This window comes from Streptomyces sp. Ncost-T10-10d (assembly GCF_900091955.1).
Classification (GTDB): domain Bacteria; phylum Actinomycetota; class Actinomycetes; order Streptomycetales; family Streptomycetaceae; genus Streptomyces.
The window spans coordinates 1-18,134 of sequence record NZ_FMDF01000127.1 but is presented as its reverse complement, the minus strand read 5'-3'; the positions used below and the strand labels follow the sequence as shown (position 1 = coordinate 18,134).

The window sequence follows — 18,134 nt, the reverse complement described above, 5'->3', positions numbered from 1 at the left end:
ATGACGGAGCAGCCGCGGGCCGTGCTCGGCCGGATCCTCAATGATCTGGGATCGACGCTGATCGAGGTGGTGGCCGGGCAGGCCGACCCGGCCCGCACCGTCAGCGGAGTACTCATCCAGGACCCGCTGGACGAACCGGCCAGGCTGCCCGGCGCGGTGGTGCTCGGCGTCGGCGTGTACGGCGCCGAGCCGGTCGCCGCCCTGGTCGACCGGGCCGCCGGGCTCGGCGCGGCGGCCGTGGTCGTCCGGTCCCCGGTCCCGGTGGACGGGCCGGTGGCCGAGGCAGCCGCGCGCACCGGCCTGACCGTGCTCGGTCTGACCCCCGGCGCGTCCTGGGCCCAGGTGGCCGCCCTGCTGCGGTCGCTGCTCGCGGTCGACGAACTGGGGACGGTGGGCGGCCCCGACGAGGCCGACAGCGCCGAGCCGCTCGCCGGTGACCTGTTCGCGCTGGCCAACGCGACGGCCGGACTGCTGGACGGCCCGGTCACCGTCGAGGACCGCGGCGGTCGGGTGCTCGCCTTCTCCAGCAGGCAGGACGAGGGTGACGACGCCAGGATCGCGACCATCCTCGACCGCCAGGTGCCCGCCGAGAAGCTGCGCGCCCTGGAGCAACTCGGCGCCTTCCAGGCCCTCTACCGCAAGGAAGAACCCGTTTATGTGGCCGGTATTTCCGACAAACCCCGCGTCGCGGTCGCCGTCCGCGCAGGCGGCGAGATTCTCGGGTCCATCTGGGTCGTGGTCGACGGACCGCTGAGCGAGGACCGTACACAGGCCCTGCAGGAGGCGGCGAAGGTGGCCGCCCTTCATCTGCTGCGCCACCGCACGGGCGAGGACGTCGAACGCCGGCTGCGCGCGGATCTGCTCGCCACGGTCCTGGAGGGCGGCACGCACGCACCGCAGGCCGCCGTACGGCTCGGCCTGTCGGCGCAGCCCGCTTGCGTACTGGCGCTCGCGGTGACCGGCGAGCCGTCGGCGCCCGACCGGGTGGCCGCGGGCCACCGCATCGCCGAGGCCCTCGCCCTGCACCTGGCCGCGATCCATCCCCGTACGGCCGCGGCCTCACTCGGGGGCGTCACCTACGCGGTGCTGCCCACGAGTTCGGACGAGCACGCGCTACGGGTGGCCGAGGCGTTCCTGGGACGTATAGGCAACCGTGTCCCCGCCGTCATCGGCATCGGCCGGGTCGCCGCCCGTCCGGCCGAACTGCGCCGCTCCCGCGCCGACGCGGACCGGGCGCTGCGCGTTCTCGGCTCCGGCCGCTCGCAGCGCCGGGCCGCAAGGCTGTCGGACGTCTATGCCGCCTCGCTGCTGGAGGAGCTGACGGACCGGATCGCCGCCGAGGACGATCTCCCCGACGGCCCGGTCATCCGGCTGCGCGCCTACGACGCCCAGCACAACACCGCCCTCACGGACACTCTGGAGGCATGGCTGAGCACCTTCGGCGATGTGGCCGCCGCAGCTGCCGCCGTACACATCCACCCCAACACCTTCCGCTACCGGCTCAAGCGGCTGGCCGTGGTGGCGGGCCTCGATCTCAACGACCCGGAGGCGAGATTCGAAGCGATGCTGCAACTGCGGCTGAATCCGCCGCACCCCTGACGCCGGCCCGACTGCCGCCAGGACACGCGGATCCGCCCGGCCCAGGATGGCGGAATGATGAAAGAGTTCTCGGAGCGGCGGGACGCACCTGTGCCCGCATGTCCGCGTGTCTGCGTAACCGAATGTCGACGATGGGACAGATGCCATGCCTCTCAAGGGTGAGTACGAGCCGAGCCCCGCGCAGTGGGTCCGCGATCAGGTCGAGCTGTTCGAGAGCTCCGGTGGGACCGAGGGGACCATGATGCGGGGCCTGCCGGTCATCATCCTGACCACCCGCGGGGCCAGGAGCGGCAAGATCCGCAAGACCCCGCTCATGCGGGTCGAGCGCAACGGCACGTACGCCGTGGTCGCCTCGCAGGGTGGCGCGCCCAAGCACCCCGTCTGGTACCACAACATCGTGGCCGACCCCCGTGTGGAGTTGCAGGACGGCCCGGTCCGACAGGACATGAACGCCCGTGAGGTCACCGGCGAGGAGAAGGCGGTGTGGTGGCGGCGCGCGGTCGAGGCGTTCCCCGACTACGCCGACTACCAGCTCAAGACCGACCGGCAGATTCCGGTCTTCGTCCTGGAGCCGGCAGCCGCACAGCACTGACGACCGCCCGGGGGAGGCATGGGCCGCACGCCCGCCGTGCCTCCCTCGGACGCGGCCTCGTCAGCGGGGGGCGCGGTCAGCGGTGCTCCGGGTTGGGATAGTCCGAGCGGCAGCCCGCATCCCACTCGGAGCGCTGGTTGCCGTAGGCCGGGATGCCGTTAGCACGCCTCAGCATCGTGGCGAGATGCATCAGGTTCCAGGCCATGAACGAGGTGTTGCGGTTGGTGAAATCGTTGTCCGGACCGCCCGATCCCGGGTCCAGATACGACGGGCCGGGCCCCGCCTCCCCGATCCAGCCCGCATCGGCCTGCGGAGGGATCGTGTAGCCGAGGTGCTGGAGGCTGTAGAGCAGGTTCATCGCACAGTGCTTGACCCCGTCCTCGTTCCCGGTGATCAGACAGCCGCCCACCCGGCCGTAATACGCGTACTGGCCCTTGTCGTTGAGGATGCTGGAACAGGCGTAGAGGCGCTCGACGACCCGTTTCATCACCGAGCTGTTGTCCCCCAGCCAGATCGGCCCGCACAGCACCAGGATGTCGGCGGCCATCACCTTCTCGTACAGCTCCGGCCAGGCGTCCGTCTGCCGGCCGTGCTCCTTCATGTCCGGCCAGACGCCGGTCGCGATGTCGTGGTCGACGGCCCGGACCACCTCGGTGGTGACGCCGTGTTCCTCCATGATCGCGCGGCTGTGGTCGATCAGCCCCTGCGTATTGCTGGTCTCCGGGGAGCGCTTGAGTGTGCAGTTGAGGTAGAGCGCGCGCAGATCGTCGAAGCGATAGGTTTCATCGGTGCGGCCGGGCGACGACATGCGGGGGCTCCTCGGTATGTATACGGGGAAGTGGCGTGAACCCCGGTCTACCGTCATATGCGGCCGTACCGAGCGGTAGGCGCGCGGGTGCCCCCCATACGCAGCAAGTCCGGCCTGGTCATCCGGTGGGTGCGCTCGGCGCTCCGGTCGTGCCTGCCGCAGGCCTGTCATTGCGGGTCGCCGCCCACACGAGGAGCGCGACTGCGCTGATCGCGGCACCGAGAACGCACACCGCGCCCCATCCGGCCATCGCGTAGACGGTGGTCGAGGCGACGGCACCCGTAGCGCTGCCGACCGAGTAGAAGACCATGTAACCGCCGATCAGACGGCTGCCCGCGTCGGGACGGACCGCGTAGATCAGGCTCTGGCTGGTGACATGGACGGCCTGCACGGCGAGGTCGAGGGTGATCGCGCCGATCGCCAGTGCCGTCAGCGACTGCCGGGTGAGGGCGAGGGGAAGCCACGACGCGGTGAGCAGGGCCAGTGCTACGCCGGTTGTCCACCCGGCGAGGCCGCGGTCGTGCAGGCGCCCGGCCGGAGCGGCCGCCAGCGCGCCCGCCGCCCCGGCGAGCCCGAACGCGCCGATCGCTGTGTGCGACAGCGACAGCGGGGGTTCGCTCAGCGGCAGCGCGACGCAGCTCCACAGGGTGCTGAACGCGGCGAAGATCAGCAGAGCGAGCAGAGCCCGGACACGGAGTACGCGTTCCTCGGCGAACAGGACGAGTGTGGAACGAAGCAGCTGCATGTATCGCATGGAGGTGGGTGGTGTGGCGCGTCGTGGCAGCACGCGATGCAGGGACAGGGTGAGCGCAAGGGTCAGTGCCGCCGATGTGAGGTAGACCGATCGCCAGCCCGCCAGGTCGGCCAGTGCACCGGAGACCGTGCGGGCCAGCAGGATTCCGATGACGATTCCGCTGGTGACCAGGCCGACCGCGCGGCCGCGTCGGTCCGGGGCGGACAGCGACGCGGCGAACGCCACGAGGGTCTGCGTCACCACGGCGAGAAAGCCCACCGCGGCCAGGGCGGTCAGCAGGATCGGTGCGGTGGCCGCGGTCCCGGTTGCGACGAGTGCCGTCGCCAGCAGTGCCAGCTGGGTCACGACGAGGCGCCGCCGGTCGACCAGATCGCCCAGGGGCACGAGCAGGAACAGCCCGAGGCCGTAGCCGATCTGGGTGAGGGTGACGACGATGCCGACGGTCGCCGCACTGATCCGGAAGTCCCGGCTCAGGGTGACGAGCAGGGGTTGCGCGAAGTAGACATTGGCCACCGCCAGACCGGACGCGGCCGCGAACAGCACTGTCGTGCGTCCGGACAGGGTGCGAGCCGGTGTCCCCCCGTCTGCCTTCTCGGATCGCATCGTTCTCTCCCTGCCGGCCACGTGGCACCCCTCGATCATGTTGGTTGCATCTTGCTACCAGGCTGACCGTAGCCCCACCTGGTAGCATGTTGCAACCGATGGTGCGAGGGAGGACGGCATGGTCAAGCGGACACGCTTCAACGAGAGCGACTGCCCGGTGGCTCGTTCGGTCGACGCGATCGGCGACTGGTGGTCGCTCCTGATCGTCCGCGACGCGTTCGACGGCAGTCGCCGCTTCGGGGAGTTCCGGCGCAGCCTGGGCGTGGCGAAGAACATCCTCGCGTCGCGCCTGCGCGATCTGGTCGCGGGCGGCATTCTCGACATGGCTCCGGCGGCCGACGGCAGCGCGTACCACGAATACGTGCTGACGCCCAAGGGCAGGGATCTTTTCCCGGTCATCGTGGCGCTGCGGCAGTGGGGCGAGGGCCACTTCTTCGAACCCGGCGAACCGCACTCGGAAATGGTCGACCTGCGGCACGGCCGTCCGCCCCGGGCGCTGGAGGTCCACTCGGCCGACGGGCGGCAGCTCGGACCGGACGACATCACGGTGAAGAAGGTCCAACGCCCCGCGGACGTGGCAGCGGCATCCGAATAGGCTGCAGTGCCGCACGCTTCGGTGGTGCCGCCACTCGCCCGTTCGTTCCTGCCACGCGTGTACGACCCCCGCGCAGTCCCCCCGGACAGTCGATCAGGACGCGCGTCCTTCCGCCCGCCCGCGCTCCAATGGACGGGTGACCGCGCCTCCCGACGACTGCCTCGCGCGCAATGAGTGGCTCTGCGGGGCCTACCTGACCAGCCGTCGCGAGATTCTCTGGGACGCCGTCGTCCAGCACCTGCAGCTCACCGCGGTCTCCGTACTCCTCGGACTGGTCCTCGCCGTTCCGCTCGCCCTCGCGGCGCGCCGCCGGCGCTGGGCGGCCGTCCCGGTCCTCGGCGTGACGACCATCCTCTACACCGTGCCGTCGCTCGCCATGTTCTCGCTGCTGCTGCCGGTGTACGGACTCTCCGCCTCACTCGTCGTCGCCGGACTCGTCCTGTACTCGCTCACCCTCCTCGTAAGGAACATCCTCGCCGGACTGCGCGCCGTGCCCGCGGAGACCAGGCAGGCCGCACGCGGCATGGGGTACGGCCCCGTGCGTCTGCTCGTCGCCGTGGAGCTTCCCCTCGCCCTGCCCGCCGCCATGGCCGGACTGCGTATCGCGACCGTTTCCGCGGTCTCCCTGGTCACAGTCGGTGCGATCGTCGGCTACGGCGGACTCGGCAACCTCATCTACTCCGGGATGAACACGTACTTCAAGGCCCAGGTGCTCACCGCCTCCGTCCTCTGTGTCGTCATCGCCGTCGCCGCCGACGTGCTGCTTCTTCTCGCGCAACGAATCCTGACCCCGTGGACCCGGAGGCGGTCGTGAACACCCTCACCGCCGCCTGGTCCTGGCTCACGACCCCGGCGCACTGGTCCGGCGACGGCGGAATCTTCAACCGCCTCGGCCAGCATCTGTTCCTCACCGTCGTCTGCCTGCTGATCAGCTGCCTGATCGCGCTGCCCATCGCCCTGGTCCTCGGCCATCTCGGCAGAGGCGGCGCACTCGCCGTCAACCTCTCCAACATCGGCCGGGCCGTCCCCACCTTCGCCGTGCTGGTGCTGCTGCTCCTCAGCCCGATCGGCGGGCACGGCGAGTGGCCGACCATCATCGCCCTCGTCCTCTTTGCCGTACCGCCGCTGCTCACCAACGCCTACGTCGGCATGCGCGAGGTCGACCGCGACGTCGTACGGGCGGCCACCGGAATGGGCATGACGGGCAGACAGCTGATGCTGGGAGTGGAGGTGCCGCTCGCCCTGCCCCTGATCCTCACCGGCGTACGGATCGCCGCCGTCCAGCTCGTCGCCACCGCCACACTTGCGGCTCTGGCGGGCGGCGGAGGACTCGGCCGCATCATCACCGCGGGCTTCAACCTCGCCTCCACCGCGCAGGTGGTCGCCGGGGCCGTGCTCGTAGCCGTCTTCGCCCTGATCGTCGAAGGGCTCTTCGAGGTGGCACAACGGCTCGCCCCCGACCGGTTCCGCGGCGAGGAATCAGAATGAGGCCGCAAAGGGCCCTCCCCGTGCTTCTCGCGCTCCCGCTGTGGGCGAGCGCCTGCACCACCGGGCCCTCTCTGGAGAACCAGGGCGAGGTCACCACACCGCCGGGCGACAGCAAACACCTCACCATCGGCTCCGCGGGCTTCACCGAGAGCGATCTGCTCGCCCAGATGTACGCGCTGCTGCTCGACCGGGCCGGCTACTCGACGAAGATCATCTCCGTCACCAATCGTGAGATCTACGAACCGGCGCTGGAGAGCGGCCAGATCGACGTCGTACCGGAGTACGCGGCCACCTTTGCGGACTGGCTGAACGCCAAGAAGAACGGTGCCGACGCAGCCCCCGTCGGCTCGCCCGACCTCGCCACCACGATGAAGGCGCTGCGCGCCCTTGCCGCACCCCGTGGCCTCACCGTCCTCGACCCCGGGCGCGCCGTCGACCAGAACGCCTTCGCTGTCGCCGCCCCGTACGCGGCGAAACACCACCTGAAGACCCTCAGCGACCTCGGCGGATCCGGACTGCCCGTACGCCTGGCCGCGGGCGACGAATGCGTACAACGCCCCTACTGCGCACCCGGCCTGAAGAAGACGTACGGAATCCGCATCACGGCCGTGGACCCCAGGGGCGTCGGCACCACCCAGGCCAAACAGGCCGTCCAGAACGGTCAGGACCAGATGGTCCTGACCACCACCACCGACGCCACTCTCGACGACTTCGGTCTTGTCCTGCTCGCCGACGACAAGCACCTGCAGAACGCCGACTACCTCGTCCCCGTCGTCAACCGGTCCCGGGCGGGCAGCGAAGGCGTACGCAAGGCGCTGGGCAAGCTCAACACCGTTCTGACGACCGCCGACCTGGCCCGGGTCAATGAGCAGGTCGACAGCTGGCGACGGCTCCCCGAGGACGTGGCACGCACCTACCTGGAGTCCGAGAACCTCATCCCGAGCGGCTAGAAGACTCCTCTTGCTCGGGCCGCCCGACGCATGCCGGATTGCCGGCAATTGAAAATCGGGTCGAACAAGCGCAAGCCAGGCGAAATTTCAAGATCTTCAGCGGTCTCCAGGACCGTGTCTTTCGGATCGGGCCGGCTCAGCGGTCCACGGCCAAGCGGCCTCGCGGCCGGCCTCGATGAGGCCGACCATCCGGAACGCGGCGTCCGTGAGGCCGCCGAAGGTGTGCCGGTGGGGGCCCGTGGGGCCGTGGGCCGGCCGGTACCCCGCAAGGTTCCACGTGTAGACCGGAACGTCGGCCGGGACCGGTTCGGCCGGCCCGCCGGGGCCGTAGGGGGCGGTCTGCTCGTCGGTGACGATCAGGACCCGGTCGTGCTCCCGGTAATGGGTCCGCACGGCCTTCGTGGTGTGGGTGCCTCCGAGACTGTGGAACCGTTTCAGCACCCCGAGCACCGGCTCGCCCGGCTCGAACGGCACCTCTGCGCTGCTCCAGCCGAACTCCACCAGGTCCGCCTGCTCGGCACGCATGGCCAGCGCGGTACCGAACACGGCCGCCGCGTCCGCCCGAGTCAGCTCGGACCGTTCGGAGACGGTGTCCCAGAACATGGAGTCGGACCGGTCCACCAGGATCAGAGTCCGGCCGGGCAGGGGCGGTACGTTGGCCAGGGCGTGGCCCAGTGCCCGTTCCAGCGCGACCGCCCAGCGCTGCGACGGCGCGTGCTGATGGGCGGCGAGGTATCGGAAGGGGAACTGCCGGGACCGGGCGACCTCGGAGGCGTCCGAGAGCCGTGCGGCGACCCGGGCCGCGACTTCGTCCGAGACTCCCGCCTCGTCGAAGTTCCGCAGATTCCGCACGAGCGCCATCGGTGCCATCGTGGGGATCACGGCTTCCCAGACGGCGGCGTCCATCGGTCCGTGGAGCCAGCCCGCCAGGGTCTCCCACGTCATGCCCGCCGCGGCCAGCCGCTCGGGGCCGCCCGGCCCGGTCACCACCGCCCGCCGCTCGTCCGCAGCCGACTCCATCAGCGCCCGGTGAGCGGTCAGCAGATGGTCGGAGGCCGGCGGAACCGCCTGCTCCGGGTGGTGGCGGCGGTCCAGGGCGTACCGGAAGAGCGCGCCCTGCCAGGGCTTGTCCGGGTCGGGGGATGCATGCACCAGGTTGAGCACGTCGCCGAAGCGGAAGCCATTGGACACGGTGTCGTACTTGAGCAGGGACCGGGATGTGTACAGTCGGCGTACGCCGTCGGCGATGCCCCGCTTCACGGGCTGTGGCACGTTCCGCCCGTACACCGAGATCCAGTGGGCGAGCAGCTCGCCGGGCTCGTCGGCGCGCTGGAGCACCGAGTCGATCACGGACCGGTTGGACGGGCCTCCGGACGCCGCGGCCTCGAGCCGGGCCCGCACGTATGCGGCGGCGCCCACCAGGGACGCCGTGCGCATGTTGCCCTCGCTGCGAAGCCAGCGCAGCAGGCCGGCCGTCCACACGGGGTCCTGGACAGCGAGTTCACCGACGAGACGGGCGTACCGGTCGTCCCGCTCCTCACCGCTCTCATAAAAGGTCCGCTGGGAGACGAAGTTGCCGACCGCAAGGAGGAAGAGTTCCTCGCGAGGCTCCCGGACGAAGGCCGGGCCGCCCGCATAGGTGCGCAAGTCCGGCCTGGTGGGCCCGTGCTGGAGCCGTGGTGGGGGCAGGGAGCGGGCGGCCTCCGAGACGTGCGGGGCCACGAGCATTTTGGGCCAGATCTTGGAGACGCGCGGGGTATGACGAGGCAGTGAATCCCCCCGGATACAAAGGATTGGACGGGCCCCGGCCAATAGTTCCGACGGGGCGAAGACGCCCGCGCCTGCCGAGATCAAAGGGGGCGGCGGCGTCACTTGGTTGTCAGAAGGAAGTAGCCGCAGCCGAGCGCATCGGAGGCGCGGTCGCGATGCCAACCTACAAGGGCCACCGGGCCGCACACCAGCGATTAACGCAGCCCCGTTCTCAGACCCCTACATGTGGGCGCCGTTGGCCCCGGGGAGGGCCGTGCGGGGCACGCGAAAGCGTGCCGACGAGATGGCGGTGGCCCGGGCGCCTGGGCGGTTTCGTTTGATCAGCCGGTCGTTGGCCGGGCCGCCCGCAGCGCCCAGCACGATCCTGGCCCGTAGTACCTGCCGGACCTCCCTCGTTGCGGAGGCAACGCGGTCTGGGTGCCGAAGCGTCCTGCGGAGCGGGCGCGGCACCATCTGCGTGTGCGTCGAGCGGCTACGGCCACAGGCCCCCTGCCACCGCAACTCGCCTGGCTCACCGACCCCTCAGCGAATCAACGCGGCGCTGCACCGGGGCGGCTCTTCGGGATCACGCCGTCAGCTTCCCGGGCAGCCAGCCCAGCTGCACGGCCTCCTGGAACGGCCCACCGCCCTCGTGGTCGTTGAAGTCGTACACCTCGATGGTCTTGTCCTGGTGGGTGTACGCGTTGAAGGCGGCGAAGACGGTCGAGGGCGGGCAGGTCATGTCCTCCAGAGCCGTCGAGAACAGCGCCGGTGCACGCCCGCGTGCGGCGAAGTGCACCCCGTCGAAGTAGGACAGAGTGGCCCTCGCCTGCTCGGCCCGTCCCCGGTGCGTCTTGAGGTAGCTGCCCACCTCGCGGTACGGGTTGCGGTCGGTGACGGTGAGCGCGCGGGGGAAGTCGCACAGGAACGGGACGTCCGGTGCGATCGCCGTGAGGTCGGGTATCAGCCCGCCGACGGCGAGCGTGATGCCGCCGCCCTGACTCTCACCGATGGCCGCGGTGCGCGCCGCATCGGTCAGCGGATGCGAGCGCGCCGCCTCCACCGCACGTACCGCGTCGGTGAACACACGCCGGTAGTAGAACGCGTGCGGGTCCTCGATGCCCCGGGTCATGAAACCGGGGTACGAGGGCGCGCTGCCCACCGGGTCGGGAGTGTCGCCGACGAGCCAGCCGCTGCCCTGGCCCCGGGTGTCCATCACGAAGTGGGCGAAACCGGCGGACGCCCAGAGCAAATGGGTGTGGGGCAGGCCCCGCCCGCCGCCGTAGCCGATGAACTCCACGACCACCGGCAGCGGTTCGGTGGTGCCTGCCGGGAGAACGAACCAGCCCTTGACCGGGTGACCGCCGAAGCCCGCGAACGTCACGTCGTACACGTCGACGGTCGACAACCCCGTGCCCGTACGCAGCTCGAACCGGGCGTCGAGGTCGTGGGACCTGGCCTCGTCGAGGGTCTTCGACCAGAATGCGTCGAAGTCGTCCGGCTCCACCGAACGGCTGCGATAGTCGCGCAGTTCGTCGAGGGGCAGATCGAACAGGGACATGCGAAACCGCCTTCTTCGCAGGGGTGAGCGATCACCCGGAGGGATGGTTGATCACACCGTACGGGTGCGGGCGGCGCGCGGGCGAGGGTGCCCCTGCGCCCGGAAGAAGTTGTGTCCGATCTCTTGACGGGTACTGGACCGGCCCTCACAGCACTCGTCAATGCGCATTACTCATGCGCATTACGTGATCCGAGGAGCCATGGTGGAGGGCCCCAGGAAGGCGCGCCAGGCCCGGCCGTTCACCCGTACCGGCCGGCCGCACGACCCGCCCGCGTGAGGCCGAGGTCGCACGGCTCGCCGGGGTCTCACAGGGCACGGTCCCGCTCGTGCTCGCGGACAAGAAGCAGGGCGCCACGATCTCGGAGGAGACCCGGCAGAAGGTTCTGGAGGCGGCCCGCAGCCTCGGTCCACGAGGCGGGCGAGCGGCTCCAGGGAGCCATCGCGGTGGCCCGAGCCGTTCAGGGCCTGCCCGGCGGATCGAGGCAGGGCAGGCCCTGTCCGCCATCCGGCCCGCGCGCGCCGAAAACACGTTGCCCGCAAGCCGGAGGCCTGCGACGCTCCCTCGCATGCCTGACAACGATTCAAGCGGTCCGGACCAGGTCGCGGCGCTCTTCTCGCACGGCCGTCTGACGGCGATCCCCCGTAAGACGGCACGCCGTGAGCAGCTGCTGGTCCATCTCGGCGAGACGCTCTTCGAGCGGGACCGGACCTACACCGAACGTGAGGTCAACGACGCACTGCTCACGGTGCACGAGGACTGCTCGGCGCTGCGCCGCCACCTGGTCGTCGCCGGTCTGCTGGTCCGCCCCAAGGACGGCAGCAGCTACCGGCGCGGGCGGCAGGGCGAGTCCTGAGCGGCGCGTGACCTGCGACGCACGGCGCGTGCCCTACGCGTCCGCCACCGAGTCGAACTGCACCTCGGCCCGGCTCACTCCCTGCGCATCGGCGTCCACCGAGCGGCGCAGCACCTCGTGGAGTCCAGCCGGAGTCAGCACGCCGAGGAACCGTGACCCGTCCAGCACCGCGACCCACCCGGCGTCGTGCTGGAGCATCTCGCTGAACGCCTGCTTCAGCGGCGCGCCGACCGGCACCCAGGCGTCCATCCGGCGGGCCAGCCCGCCGACCGTGCCGTGTTCCCCGGCGATCCGCAGCGCGTCCGCCGACACCCAGCCGTGCAGGTCGCCCTCGCCGTTCAGCACCACCGCCCAGCGGGCACCCGCACTGCTCAGCCGTGCCGACGCCGACCTCACCGGCTCGTTCAGCCGGGCGACCGGCGGCTCCTCCAGATCGTCCGGCTCGATCGTGGTGACCGAAAGGCGCTTCAGACCCCGGTCGGCGCCCACGAACTGTGCCACATACGAGGTCGCGGGAGACCCGAGCACAGCCCCGGGGCTGTCGAACTGCTCGATGCGCCCCACCCCGTAGACCGCGATCCGGTCACCCATCCGGACCGCTTCCTCGATGTCATGGGTGACCATCAGGACCGTCTTCCTGACCGACGCCTGAAGATTCAGGAATTCGTCCTGCAGCCGCTCACGCACCACCGGGTCGACCGCGCCGAACGGCTCGTCCATCAGCAGCACCGGCGGGTCGGCGGCCAACGCCCTCGCCACGCCCACCCGTTGACGCTGCCCGCCGGAGAGCTGGGCGGGGTAGCGGGAACCGTACGTCTTCGGGTCGAGGCCCACCAGGTCCAGCAGCTCGGCCGCCCGCTCGCGGGCTCTCGACCGCTTCCAGCCGACCAGCGAGGGGACCGTCGCGGTGTTGTCGAGGACCGTGCGGTGCGGGAAGAGACCGACCTGTTGGATGACATAGCCGATCCGGCGGCGCAGTTTCACCGGATCGACGCCGGAGATGTCTTCGCCGTTGACCAGGATCCGGCCCGACGACGGCTCGATCAGCCGGTTCACCATCATCATCGTGGTGGTCTTGCCGCAGCCGGACGGTCCGACCAGGGTGACCAGTTCTCCCTCGGCGACCTCGAAGGAAAGACCGTCGACCGCTCTCGTACCGTCCGGATAGACCTTGCTGACCTGCTCGAACCGGATCATGCCTGCACGGTAGGAGGCCCCCGGGCGTGCCGCACACGGGCCGCGACCGTCCGTGTCACGGCCATGTGCTGAACTGTCCGTGGAACATCTGATTCAGGAGCACCTTGTGAGCAGCTACCGGCACCCCGGCATCGTCTTCACCGACCGCTATTTCACGGTCCCGCTCGACCACACCGATCCGGGTGGTGAGCAGATCGAGGTCTTCGGCAGGGAGGCCGTGGCGAGCGGCAAGGTCGGCGAGGAGCTGCCCTGGCTGGTCTATCTGGAGGGAGGCCCCGGCTTCGGCGCCAGGCGCTTCATCGGCACGGAGGCATGGCTGGGGAGGGCCGTGCAGGAGTTCCGTGTGCTGCTCCTCGACCAGCGCGGCACCGGCCTCTCCACCCCGGCCAACCGGCAGACCCTGCCGCTGCGCGGCGGCCCGCGCGAGCAGGCCGACTATCTCGCCCACTTCCGCTCCGACAACATCGTGCGCGACTGCGAGCTGATCCGCCCGCAACTGACCGGCGGCGAACCGTGGACGGTACTCGGCCAGTCCTTCGGCGGCTTCTGCGCCGTCCGCTATCTTTCGGCCGCCCCCGAAGGGCTCAAGGCCGTCCTCATCACCGGTGGGCTGCCCTCGCTCGACGCACATGCCGACGACGTCTACCGGGCCGCCTACCCGCGGATCGAGCGCAAGGTCGCCGCCCACTACGCCCGCTACCCGCAGGACGTCGAGCGCGCCCGGGAGATCACCGCTCACCTCGCCGAGCACCGCCCGGAAAGCGCGGGACACCGTCTGACCCCCGAGGGGTTCCAGTCCCTCGGCATCATGCTGGGCAGCGGCAACGGCAGCCACCAGCTGCACTATCTGCTGGAGAACGCCTTCGTCCGCACGCCGCTCGGCACCGAACTCTCCGACACCTTCCAGGAAGCGATGCGCACGGCCAACTCGTTCGCCGGGCATCCGCTGTACGCGCTGTTGCACGAGGCGATCTACGGTCAGGGCGAACAGCCCACCGGCTGGGCTGCCGAGCGGGTCCGTGCCGAATTCCCCCAGTTCGACGCGGCCACGGCGCTCAAGGGCGACGGACCGGTGCTCTTCACCGGTGAGAGCATCCACCCCTGGCACTTCGAGGTGGACCCGGCGCTGCGCCCGCTGCGCGAGACGGCCGAGCTGCTGGCCTCCCGTACCGACTGGGCGCCGCTGTACGACGACCAGCGGCTGGCCGCCAACGAGGTGCCGGTCGCCGCAGCCGTCTACCACGACGACATGTATGTCGACACCGGGCACGCGCTGCGCACGGCGGAGTCGATCCGAGGTCTGCGTACCTGGGTGACCAACGAGTTCGAGCACGACGGGCTGCGTGCGGGAGGACCGCGCGTACTGGACCGCCTGCTCGCACTGGTCCGGGAAGACGTCTGATCCGTTCCTGCAGCGGGAGGAGCCGGTCGCGCGGGTGCATGACCGGCTCCTCCCTCTACGGAGGGCTCCTCCCGTTACGGGGTGGCTCAGCTCTGGAGGGCGTCCAGCGTCGCGTCCAGGTTCGCGGCCGAGTGCGGGACCCGGTTGTGCGGAAGCTTCGACAGGGCCGCCGCCATGCCGCACGTGTTGGTCACGGCGGAGAGGACGAGCCCGGAGCCGACGCCGGCGGAGATCCAGCGTGCGGCCGGGAAGCGCACCCCGGCGAGCAGACCGGCCACCACGAGCGAACCGGCGGCGAGCCGGACCTGACGCTCCATCGGCCAGGTTGCCCGGGCCCCGGCGGGACGGTCGAGATCGCGGCCCTCGCCCTCCCAGGCCGAGGTGCCGCCGGACAGGGTAACGGCCTCGATGTCGGCCGCTGCGAGAATGTCGCAGGCCCGGGTGGAGCGGACGCCGGAGGCGCACACCACGAGAAGTGATCCGCGGGCCGCGGCGGACTTCAGAGCGGGCACGGCCTCGTGGAGGCGGTCCAGCGGGATGTTCAGAGCACCGGGAACGTGCCCGGAGGCGTACTCGCCGGGGGCCCGCACATCGATGACGGTGAACTCCGCGAGACGGGCCGCGGCCTGGGCGGGGGAGAGGGAGACGGGGCTGGTCACGAGCAGTGTTTCCTTTCGTTCACCGGGGCTGAGGAGAGACTCGGTCTCTCCTTCCCCATTCAGGTTAGAATACCCCTTGGGGTATCAGGAGGAGGATGTTGTGGAACTCGACATGGCGGCCGACGAACTGAAATCGGTCCTCAACCGACTTCGCCGCGCACAGGGCCAGCTCGCCGGGATCATCAGGATGATCGAGGAGGGCCGGGACTGCGAGGACGTCATCACGCAGATGGCGGCGGTTTCCCGGGCGCTCGACCGGGCCGGTTTCGCGATCATCGCGACGGGCCTGCAGCACTGCATGGCCGACGGTGGCAGTGAGCCCGCGGACCGCGACCAGATGCGGGCGCGACTGGAGAAACTCTTTCTCTCGCTGGCCTGAGCCGGAAGGCGGGAAATGGTGGCCGGGAGCGACGCCGTGGCTCACATCACGGCGTCGACGAGCATGAACACGGCCGCGGCCGGCAGTACCGCACCGAAGATCCGCTGCAACGCGGCGGTGGACACCCTCGCGGCCAGGCGCTGCCCGTCCCGGGCCCCGAGCACCGCCGCCGTGAACGGGGCGATCACCGCCCAGTCCGGCGCGGTGGGCGTGGCGAGGCGGGTGACAGGAGCGGCCGTGGAGCTCATGGTGATGACCGGCAGGCTGGTACCGACCGCCGCGGTCATCGGGGCGGCCGGCACGGTGACCGGCGCGGGCACCGCGAGAAACCCACCGCCCACGCCGAGAAGACGTCGACCGGTGCCGTGTCACCGTCGGCCACCGGCACCCGGCTGAAGGAGACCTCCGCGGTGGCGGGCACCCGGTACCGCGCTCCGGTGACGCGCGCCGGCTCCGGGCCGCCGGTCACGTAGTCGTTGTGCGGATGCGTCTCCACCACCAGGTGATCCGCACGCCGCGCCGGGCGGCCGCGGCGACCCCGAGCCACCTTGACAGGCTCACGACGGACTCCCCGGCCTCCAGTTGCACGCTGGCGTAGGTGTGCCGGAGGACGTGGAACATGTCCGAGCGGCACGGCTCGAAGGCGGGGTGCCTGCGTACCCGGCCGCTGTACCGCTGGACCTGCTCGCCCACGATCTTGATGACGTCGGCAGCGGCTGGGGCAGGCTTCCGGCTGCGTTCGTTCCACGTCCTGTGGTGGATGCGGTTGCCGTACGAGGTGGTGAGAACCAACATCACTGTGATCGGCTTGCGCTGCTTCTCTTCCAGGGGGGTCGTCGGTGCCTCGGGGTTTCGCCAGGGCAGTGTGCGGACTGAACCGACCCCTGGGTCGCTCTCTTGGAAGCCGGCGTCCTTGACCGAGGTGCGACGCGGTCCCATCCCCGGTCCGACGCGACTACTTGGCCAGCTTGCCGTCGGGCCGCACGGTGAACCAAGTGCCGTTCAGGCCCTGGCCGTTGGTGTCACCCGGCTTCTTGTCGCCTGTGTACCAGTAGAGCGGCCAGCAGTCGATGGTGAGCTGCTTCGTGCCATCGGGGCGGGTGTACGGGATGATCAGCTTCGGGTCGATGCCCTTGATGTTCTTCTTGTCGACGAGTTTGGCGGGCTTCCACTTCTCCAGGCAGGCGCCCACGCAGTTGGACTTCATCGGCCAGGCGGTGTCCTTGTTGAAGCGGTAGAGCGTACGCCCCTTGCCGTCGCGGACGATCGTGCCACGCTCCTTGTCGTCGACCGTGGACAGCGCGGGCAGGTCCTTCGGCTCGCTCGGGGCTTCCTCCTGTGCCGGTCCCTGCGCCTTCGTGCCGTCGGGTGCGGCCGAGAACCAGGTTCCGCCGGCGCCCTGGCCGCGGGTCTGGCGGGGTGCCGTGTCCTGCGCGTAGCGGTACAGCGGCCAGCCCGCGAGCGTCAGCTGCTTCGTGCCGTCGGCGCGCTTCACCGAGCCGAGCAGCCCGGGGTCGATACCGCGGCCCGCCTTCGCGCCGTCGGCGAGGACCGGCGGCCAGGCCGAGGCGCACTCGCCCGCGCAGTTCGAAGCGGGCGGCTTCGGGGTGTCCTTGTCGAAGCGGTACAGGGTGAAGCCCGCGCCGTCCGTCACGACCGGGCCCAGCTGCGCGCTCTTCCAGACGCTGAGGCGGCCCGCCTGCGAGGGCTGCGCACCGTTGTTCGTCGAGGCGGCGCGTCCGGCGGAGCCGGTGGTGGTCGCCGCCGTGCCCTGGGAGCTTCCGCAGCCCGCCGTCAGCATGACCGCGGCGACCGCGAAAGCGACCGGGACGCAGGTGAATTTACGCATGGGTATCCCTCTTTCGGAACTTCTCGGAGAAGCGGCATTTCGCCGAAGCGCTGGAGTGCTGGAGCGCTGAATTGCTGAAGAAATGGCCCGCCCCGGCAGCAGGGGAGGAGTCGGCCGACTGCCGGGGCGGAGTCTCTGGTCCCGGAATTCCTTCCGGCCGGTCACTGTCACTGTGAAAACGGCCGCTGGGGCGGGGAGGTTCAAACCAGGGGAAGATTCCCGGCAACTTCATTTCTGCCGGGTCGCGGGCCGTCAGACCCGCCCCGTGCCCGCCCCTGCCAGCGTCTGGGTGGGGACGACCACCCGCAGGCCCAGGACGCCCAGGTCGACGCTGCCGTCGTTCTCCGCGTACCACCGCCAGTGCGCACCCGGTACGTCGCCGACCGTCAGCACGATCCAGCCGCCGCCCTCGGGCACGGAGAGGTCCGCGAGCGCCCTGGCCTCCTCGGCGGTCGGTGCGTCCTGGAGGACGATGAACCCGGTGACCTCGCCGGTACGGGCGGCGCCGCGCACCAGGCCGACGCCCAGTTCCTCGGAGGAGTTGAGGATCTCCTCGGGGGCCTTGCCCTTCACCTCCGACACGGAGCGGACCCGGACCAGACCGTTGAGGCCGGGCAGGGCGCTCGCGCTCGGGTCCACCGACACCACCACCGTGCTCTGCCGGGGCAGTTCGAGCAGGCCGCGCACCAGCGCCGCCACGGTGTCCTGGGCGACGACGAGGTCACCGCTGACGCTGAGCGCGCCGTTGATCTGCCCGAGGTCCACCATGACCTGCGCGCCCCGCTCGCTCACCCCGATCCGGGCGAGGTGCGGCAGTGCGAGCGTCACGTCGGCCGTCGGATCGCCCTCGATGACGGAGGGCAGCCCGGTGCGCTCCCAGCGATTCGGTTCGAGCGCGGTCCACGGCGCGGGCGCCGTGTGCGCCCCCGACACCGACGCCAGCAGCTTCGTGGGCTCGGCGAGGACGCTGTAGACCCGCACCGGACGCTCCGCGTCCGCCGTGTCGGCGGGGATCAGTTCGCGCAGCGCCTGCCGCACCATCACCGGCGTACGGGTGTCCGCCGCGAGCCGCCGCGCGAGCGCGCCCCGCCGGCG

The 18,134-nt window shown here is 70.5% G+C and carries 17 protein-coding genes and 2 pseudogenes; 9 read left to right on the top strand and 10 right to left on the bottom strand.

The window, feature by feature from the left end:
* Positions 1–1,599 carry a PucR family transcriptional regulator gene (locus tag GA0115254_RS20210; RefSeq protein WP_093896683.1) on the top strand — a complete coding sequence of 533 codons (1,599 nt, stop codon included), beginning with the start codon at positions 1–3 and terminating at the stop codon, positions 1,597–1,599.
* A gap of 145 nt (positions 1,600–1,744) precedes the next feature.
* Positions 1,745–2,191 carry a nitroreductase family deazaflavin-dependent oxidoreductase gene (locus tag GA0115254_RS20205; RefSeq protein WP_093896682.1) on the top strand — a complete coding sequence of 149 codons (447 nt, stop codon included), beginning with the start codon at positions 1,745–1,747 and terminating at the stop codon, positions 2,189–2,191.
* A 76-nt stretch (positions 2,192–2,267) separates the two neighbouring features.
* Here GA0115254_RS20205 and GA0115254_RS20200 read toward each other — a convergent pair whose 3' ends face one another.
* Together GA0115254_RS20200 and GA0115254_RS20195 are read right to left on the bottom strand one after the other, a co-directional pair.
* On the bottom strand, positions 2,268–2,999 hold the full coding sequence (locus GA0115254_RS20200) for a flavodoxin family protein (RefSeq protein WP_093896681.1): 732 nt from the start codon (positions 2,997–2,999) through the stop codon (positions 2,268–2,270).
* Between the two features lie 118 nt (positions 3,000–3,117).
* Entirely contained in the window at positions 3,118–4,356 is a 1,239-nt protein-coding gene (locus GA0115254_RS20195; protein ID WP_093896680.1) for an MFS transporter, read from the bottom strand.
* A gap of 118 nt (positions 4,357–4,474) precedes the next feature.
* On the opposite strand from GA0115254_RS20195, the gene GA0115254_RS20190 reads away from it, so the two are divergent.
* The 4 genes from GA0115254_RS20190 (at position 4,475) to GA0115254_RS20175 (ending at position 7,389) form a co-directional block, all read left to right on the top strand.
* Positions 4,475–4,951 (top strand): winged helix-turn-helix transcriptional regulator, encoded by a 477-nt coding sequence (locus GA0115254_RS20190; protein ID WP_093896679.1) that lies wholly within the window; start codon positions 4,475–4,477, stop codon positions 4,949–4,951.
* A gap of 136 nt (positions 4,952–5,087) precedes the next feature.
* Positions 5,088–5,765 carry an ABC transporter permease gene (locus GA0115254_RS20185; RefSeq protein ID WP_093896678.1) on the top strand — a complete coding sequence of 226 codons (678 nt, stop codon included), beginning with the start codon at positions 5,088–5,090 and terminating at the stop codon, positions 5,763–5,765.
* On the top strand, positions 5,762–6,439 hold the full coding sequence (locus GA0115254_RS20180; RefSeq protein ID WP_093896699.1) for an ABC transporter permease: 678 nt from the start codon (positions 5,762–5,764) through the stop codon (positions 6,437–6,439). Before GA0115254_RS20185 ends, GA0115254_RS20180 begins: the two co-directional genes overlap by 4 nt.
* Positions 6,436–7,389 carry an ABC transporter substrate-binding protein gene (locus GA0115254_RS20175; RefSeq protein ID WP_093896677.1) on the top strand — a complete coding sequence of 318 codons (954 nt, stop codon included), beginning with the start codon at positions 6,436–6,438 and terminating at the stop codon, positions 7,387–7,389. The genes GA0115254_RS20180 and GA0115254_RS20175 overlap by 4 nt, the downstream gene beginning before the upstream one ends.
* Before the next feature lie 96 nt (positions 7,390–7,485).
* Here the strand turns inward: GA0115254_RS20175 and GA0115254_RS20170 are convergent, their stop codons facing one another.
* Both GA0115254_RS20170 and GA0115254_RS20165 read right to left on the bottom strand, forming a co-directional pair.
* Positions 7,486–9,117: a TROVE domain-containing protein gene (locus tag GA0115254_RS20170; RefSeq protein ID WP_093896676.1), complete on the bottom strand. Its 1,632-nt coding sequence runs from the start codon at positions 9,115–9,117 to the stop codon at positions 7,486–7,488.
* A 607-nt stretch (positions 9,118–9,724) separates the two neighbouring features.
* Positions 9,725–10,699: an acetylxylan esterase gene (locus GA0115254_RS20165; protein ID WP_093896675.1), complete on the bottom strand. Its 975-nt coding sequence runs from the start codon at positions 10,697–10,699 to the stop codon at positions 9,725–9,727.
* Positions 10,700–11,265: 566 nt separating this feature from the next.
* Between GA0115254_RS20165 and GA0115254_RS20155 the strand changes: the two genes are divergently transcribed.
* Complete coding sequence (locus GA0115254_RS20155) at positions 11,266–11,553, top strand: DUF2087 domain-containing protein (protein ID WP_093896698.1); 288 nt, start codon at positions 11,266–11,268, stop codon at positions 11,551–11,553.
* 33 nt (positions 11,554–11,586) lie between these two features.
* On the opposite strand, the gene GA0115254_RS20150 is transcribed toward GA0115254_RS20155, so the two are convergent.
* A complete protein-coding gene (locus GA0115254_RS20150; protein WP_093896674.1) occupies positions 11,587–12,750 on the bottom strand; it encodes an ABC transporter ATP-binding protein in 1,164 nt (387 codons plus the stop codon).
* A gap of 106 nt (positions 12,751–12,856) precedes the next feature.
* On the opposite strand from GA0115254_RS20150, the gene GA0115254_RS20145 reads away from it, so the two are divergent.
* Positions 12,857–14,152, top strand: coding sequence for an alpha/beta fold hydrolase (locus GA0115254_RS20145; protein ID WP_093896697.1), 1,296 nt, complete (start codon positions 12,857–12,859; stop codon positions 14,150–14,152).
* Between the two features lie 86 nt (positions 14,153–14,238).
* Here the strand turns inward: GA0115254_RS20145 and GA0115254_RS20140 are convergent, their stop codons facing one another.
* Positions 14,239–14,811, bottom strand: coding sequence for a rhodanese-like domain-containing protein (locus GA0115254_RS20140; protein WP_093896673.1), 573 nt, complete (start codon positions 14,809–14,811; stop codon positions 14,239–14,241).
* Positions 14,812–14,911: 100 nt separating this feature from the next.
* Between GA0115254_RS20140 and GA0115254_RS20135 the strand changes: the two genes are divergently transcribed.
* Positions 14,912–15,190: a metal-sensitive transcriptional regulator gene (locus tag GA0115254_RS20135; protein WP_093896672.1), complete on the top strand. Its 279-nt coding sequence runs from the start codon at positions 14,912–14,914 to the stop codon at positions 15,188–15,190.
* 41 nt (positions 15,191–15,231) lie between these two features.
* Here the strand turns inward: GA0115254_RS20135 and GA0115254_RS20130 are convergent.
* From GA0115254_RS20130 to GA0115254_RS44600, 4 genes and pseudogenes are all read right to left on the bottom strand, one after another.
* Positions 15,232–15,540, bottom strand: a pseudogene (locus GA0115254_RS20130) (TSUP family transporter); the annotation flags it as partial.
* A gap of 2 nt (positions 15,541–15,542) precedes the next feature.
* Positions 15,543–15,727, bottom strand: a pseudogene (locus GA0115254_RS20125) (MBL fold metallo-hydrolase); the annotation flags it as partial.
* Between the two features lie 418 nt (positions 15,728–16,145).
* Positions 16,146–17,039 carry an SCO0930 family lipoprotein gene (locus tag GA0115254_RS20115; protein ID WP_093896670.1) on the bottom strand — a complete coding sequence of 298 codons (894 nt, stop codon included), beginning with the start codon at positions 17,037–17,039 and terminating at the stop codon, positions 16,146–16,148.
* Positions 17,040–17,291: 252 nt separating this feature from the next.
* A partial coding sequence (locus tag GA0115254_RS44600) for a hypothetical protein (RefSeq protein WP_218105565.1) occupies positions 17,292–18,134 on the bottom strand: 843 nt, incomplete at its 5' end.

Bases quoted from the DNA above. Each gene is read 5' to 3' on its own strand.
- GA0115254_RS20205 (WP_093896682.1), top strand. From the start codon at position 1,745: ATGCCTCTCAAGGGTGAGTACGAGCCGAGCCCCGCGCAGTGGGTCCGC.
- GA0115254_RS20115 (WP_093896670.1), bottom strand. From the start codon at position 17,039: ATGCGTAAATTCACCTGCGTCCCGGTCGCTTTCGCGGTCGCCGCGGTC.
- GA0115254_RS20210 (WP_093896683.1), top strand. From the start codon at position 1: ATGACGGAGCAGCCGCGGGCCGTGCTCGGCCGGATCCTCAATGATCTG.
- GA0115254_RS20195 (WP_093896680.1), bottom strand. From the start codon at position 4,356: ATGCGATCCGAGAAGGCAGACGGGGGGACACCGGCTCGCACCCTGTCC.
- GA0115254_RS20165 (WP_093896675.1), bottom strand. From the start codon at position 10,699: ATGTCCCTGTTCGATCTGCCCCTCGACGAACTGCGCGACTATCGCAGC.
- GA0115254_RS20155 (WP_093896698.1), top strand. From the start codon at position 11,266: ATGCCTGACAACGATTCAAGCGGTCCGGACCAGGTCGCGGCGCTCTTC.
- GA0115254_RS20150 (WP_093896674.1), bottom strand. From the start codon at position 12,750: ATGATCCGGTTCGAGCAGGTCAGCAAGGTCTATCCGGACGGTACGAGA.
- GA0115254_RS20200 (WP_093896681.1), bottom strand. From the start codon at position 2,999: ATGTCGTCGCCCGGCCGCACCGATGAAACCTATCGCTTCGACGATCTG.
- GA0115254_RS20175 (WP_093896677.1), top strand. From the start codon at position 6,436: ATGAGGCCGCAAAGGGCCCTCCCCGTGCTTCTCGCGCTCCCGCTGTGG.
- GA0115254_RS20190 (WP_093896679.1), top strand. From the start codon at position 4,475: ATGGTCAAGCGGACACGCTTCAACGAGAGCGACTGCCCGGTGGCTCGT.
- GA0115254_RS20170 (WP_093896676.1), bottom strand. From the start codon at position 9,117: ATGCTCGTGGCCCCGCACGTCTCGGAGGCCGCCCGCTCCCTGCCCCCA.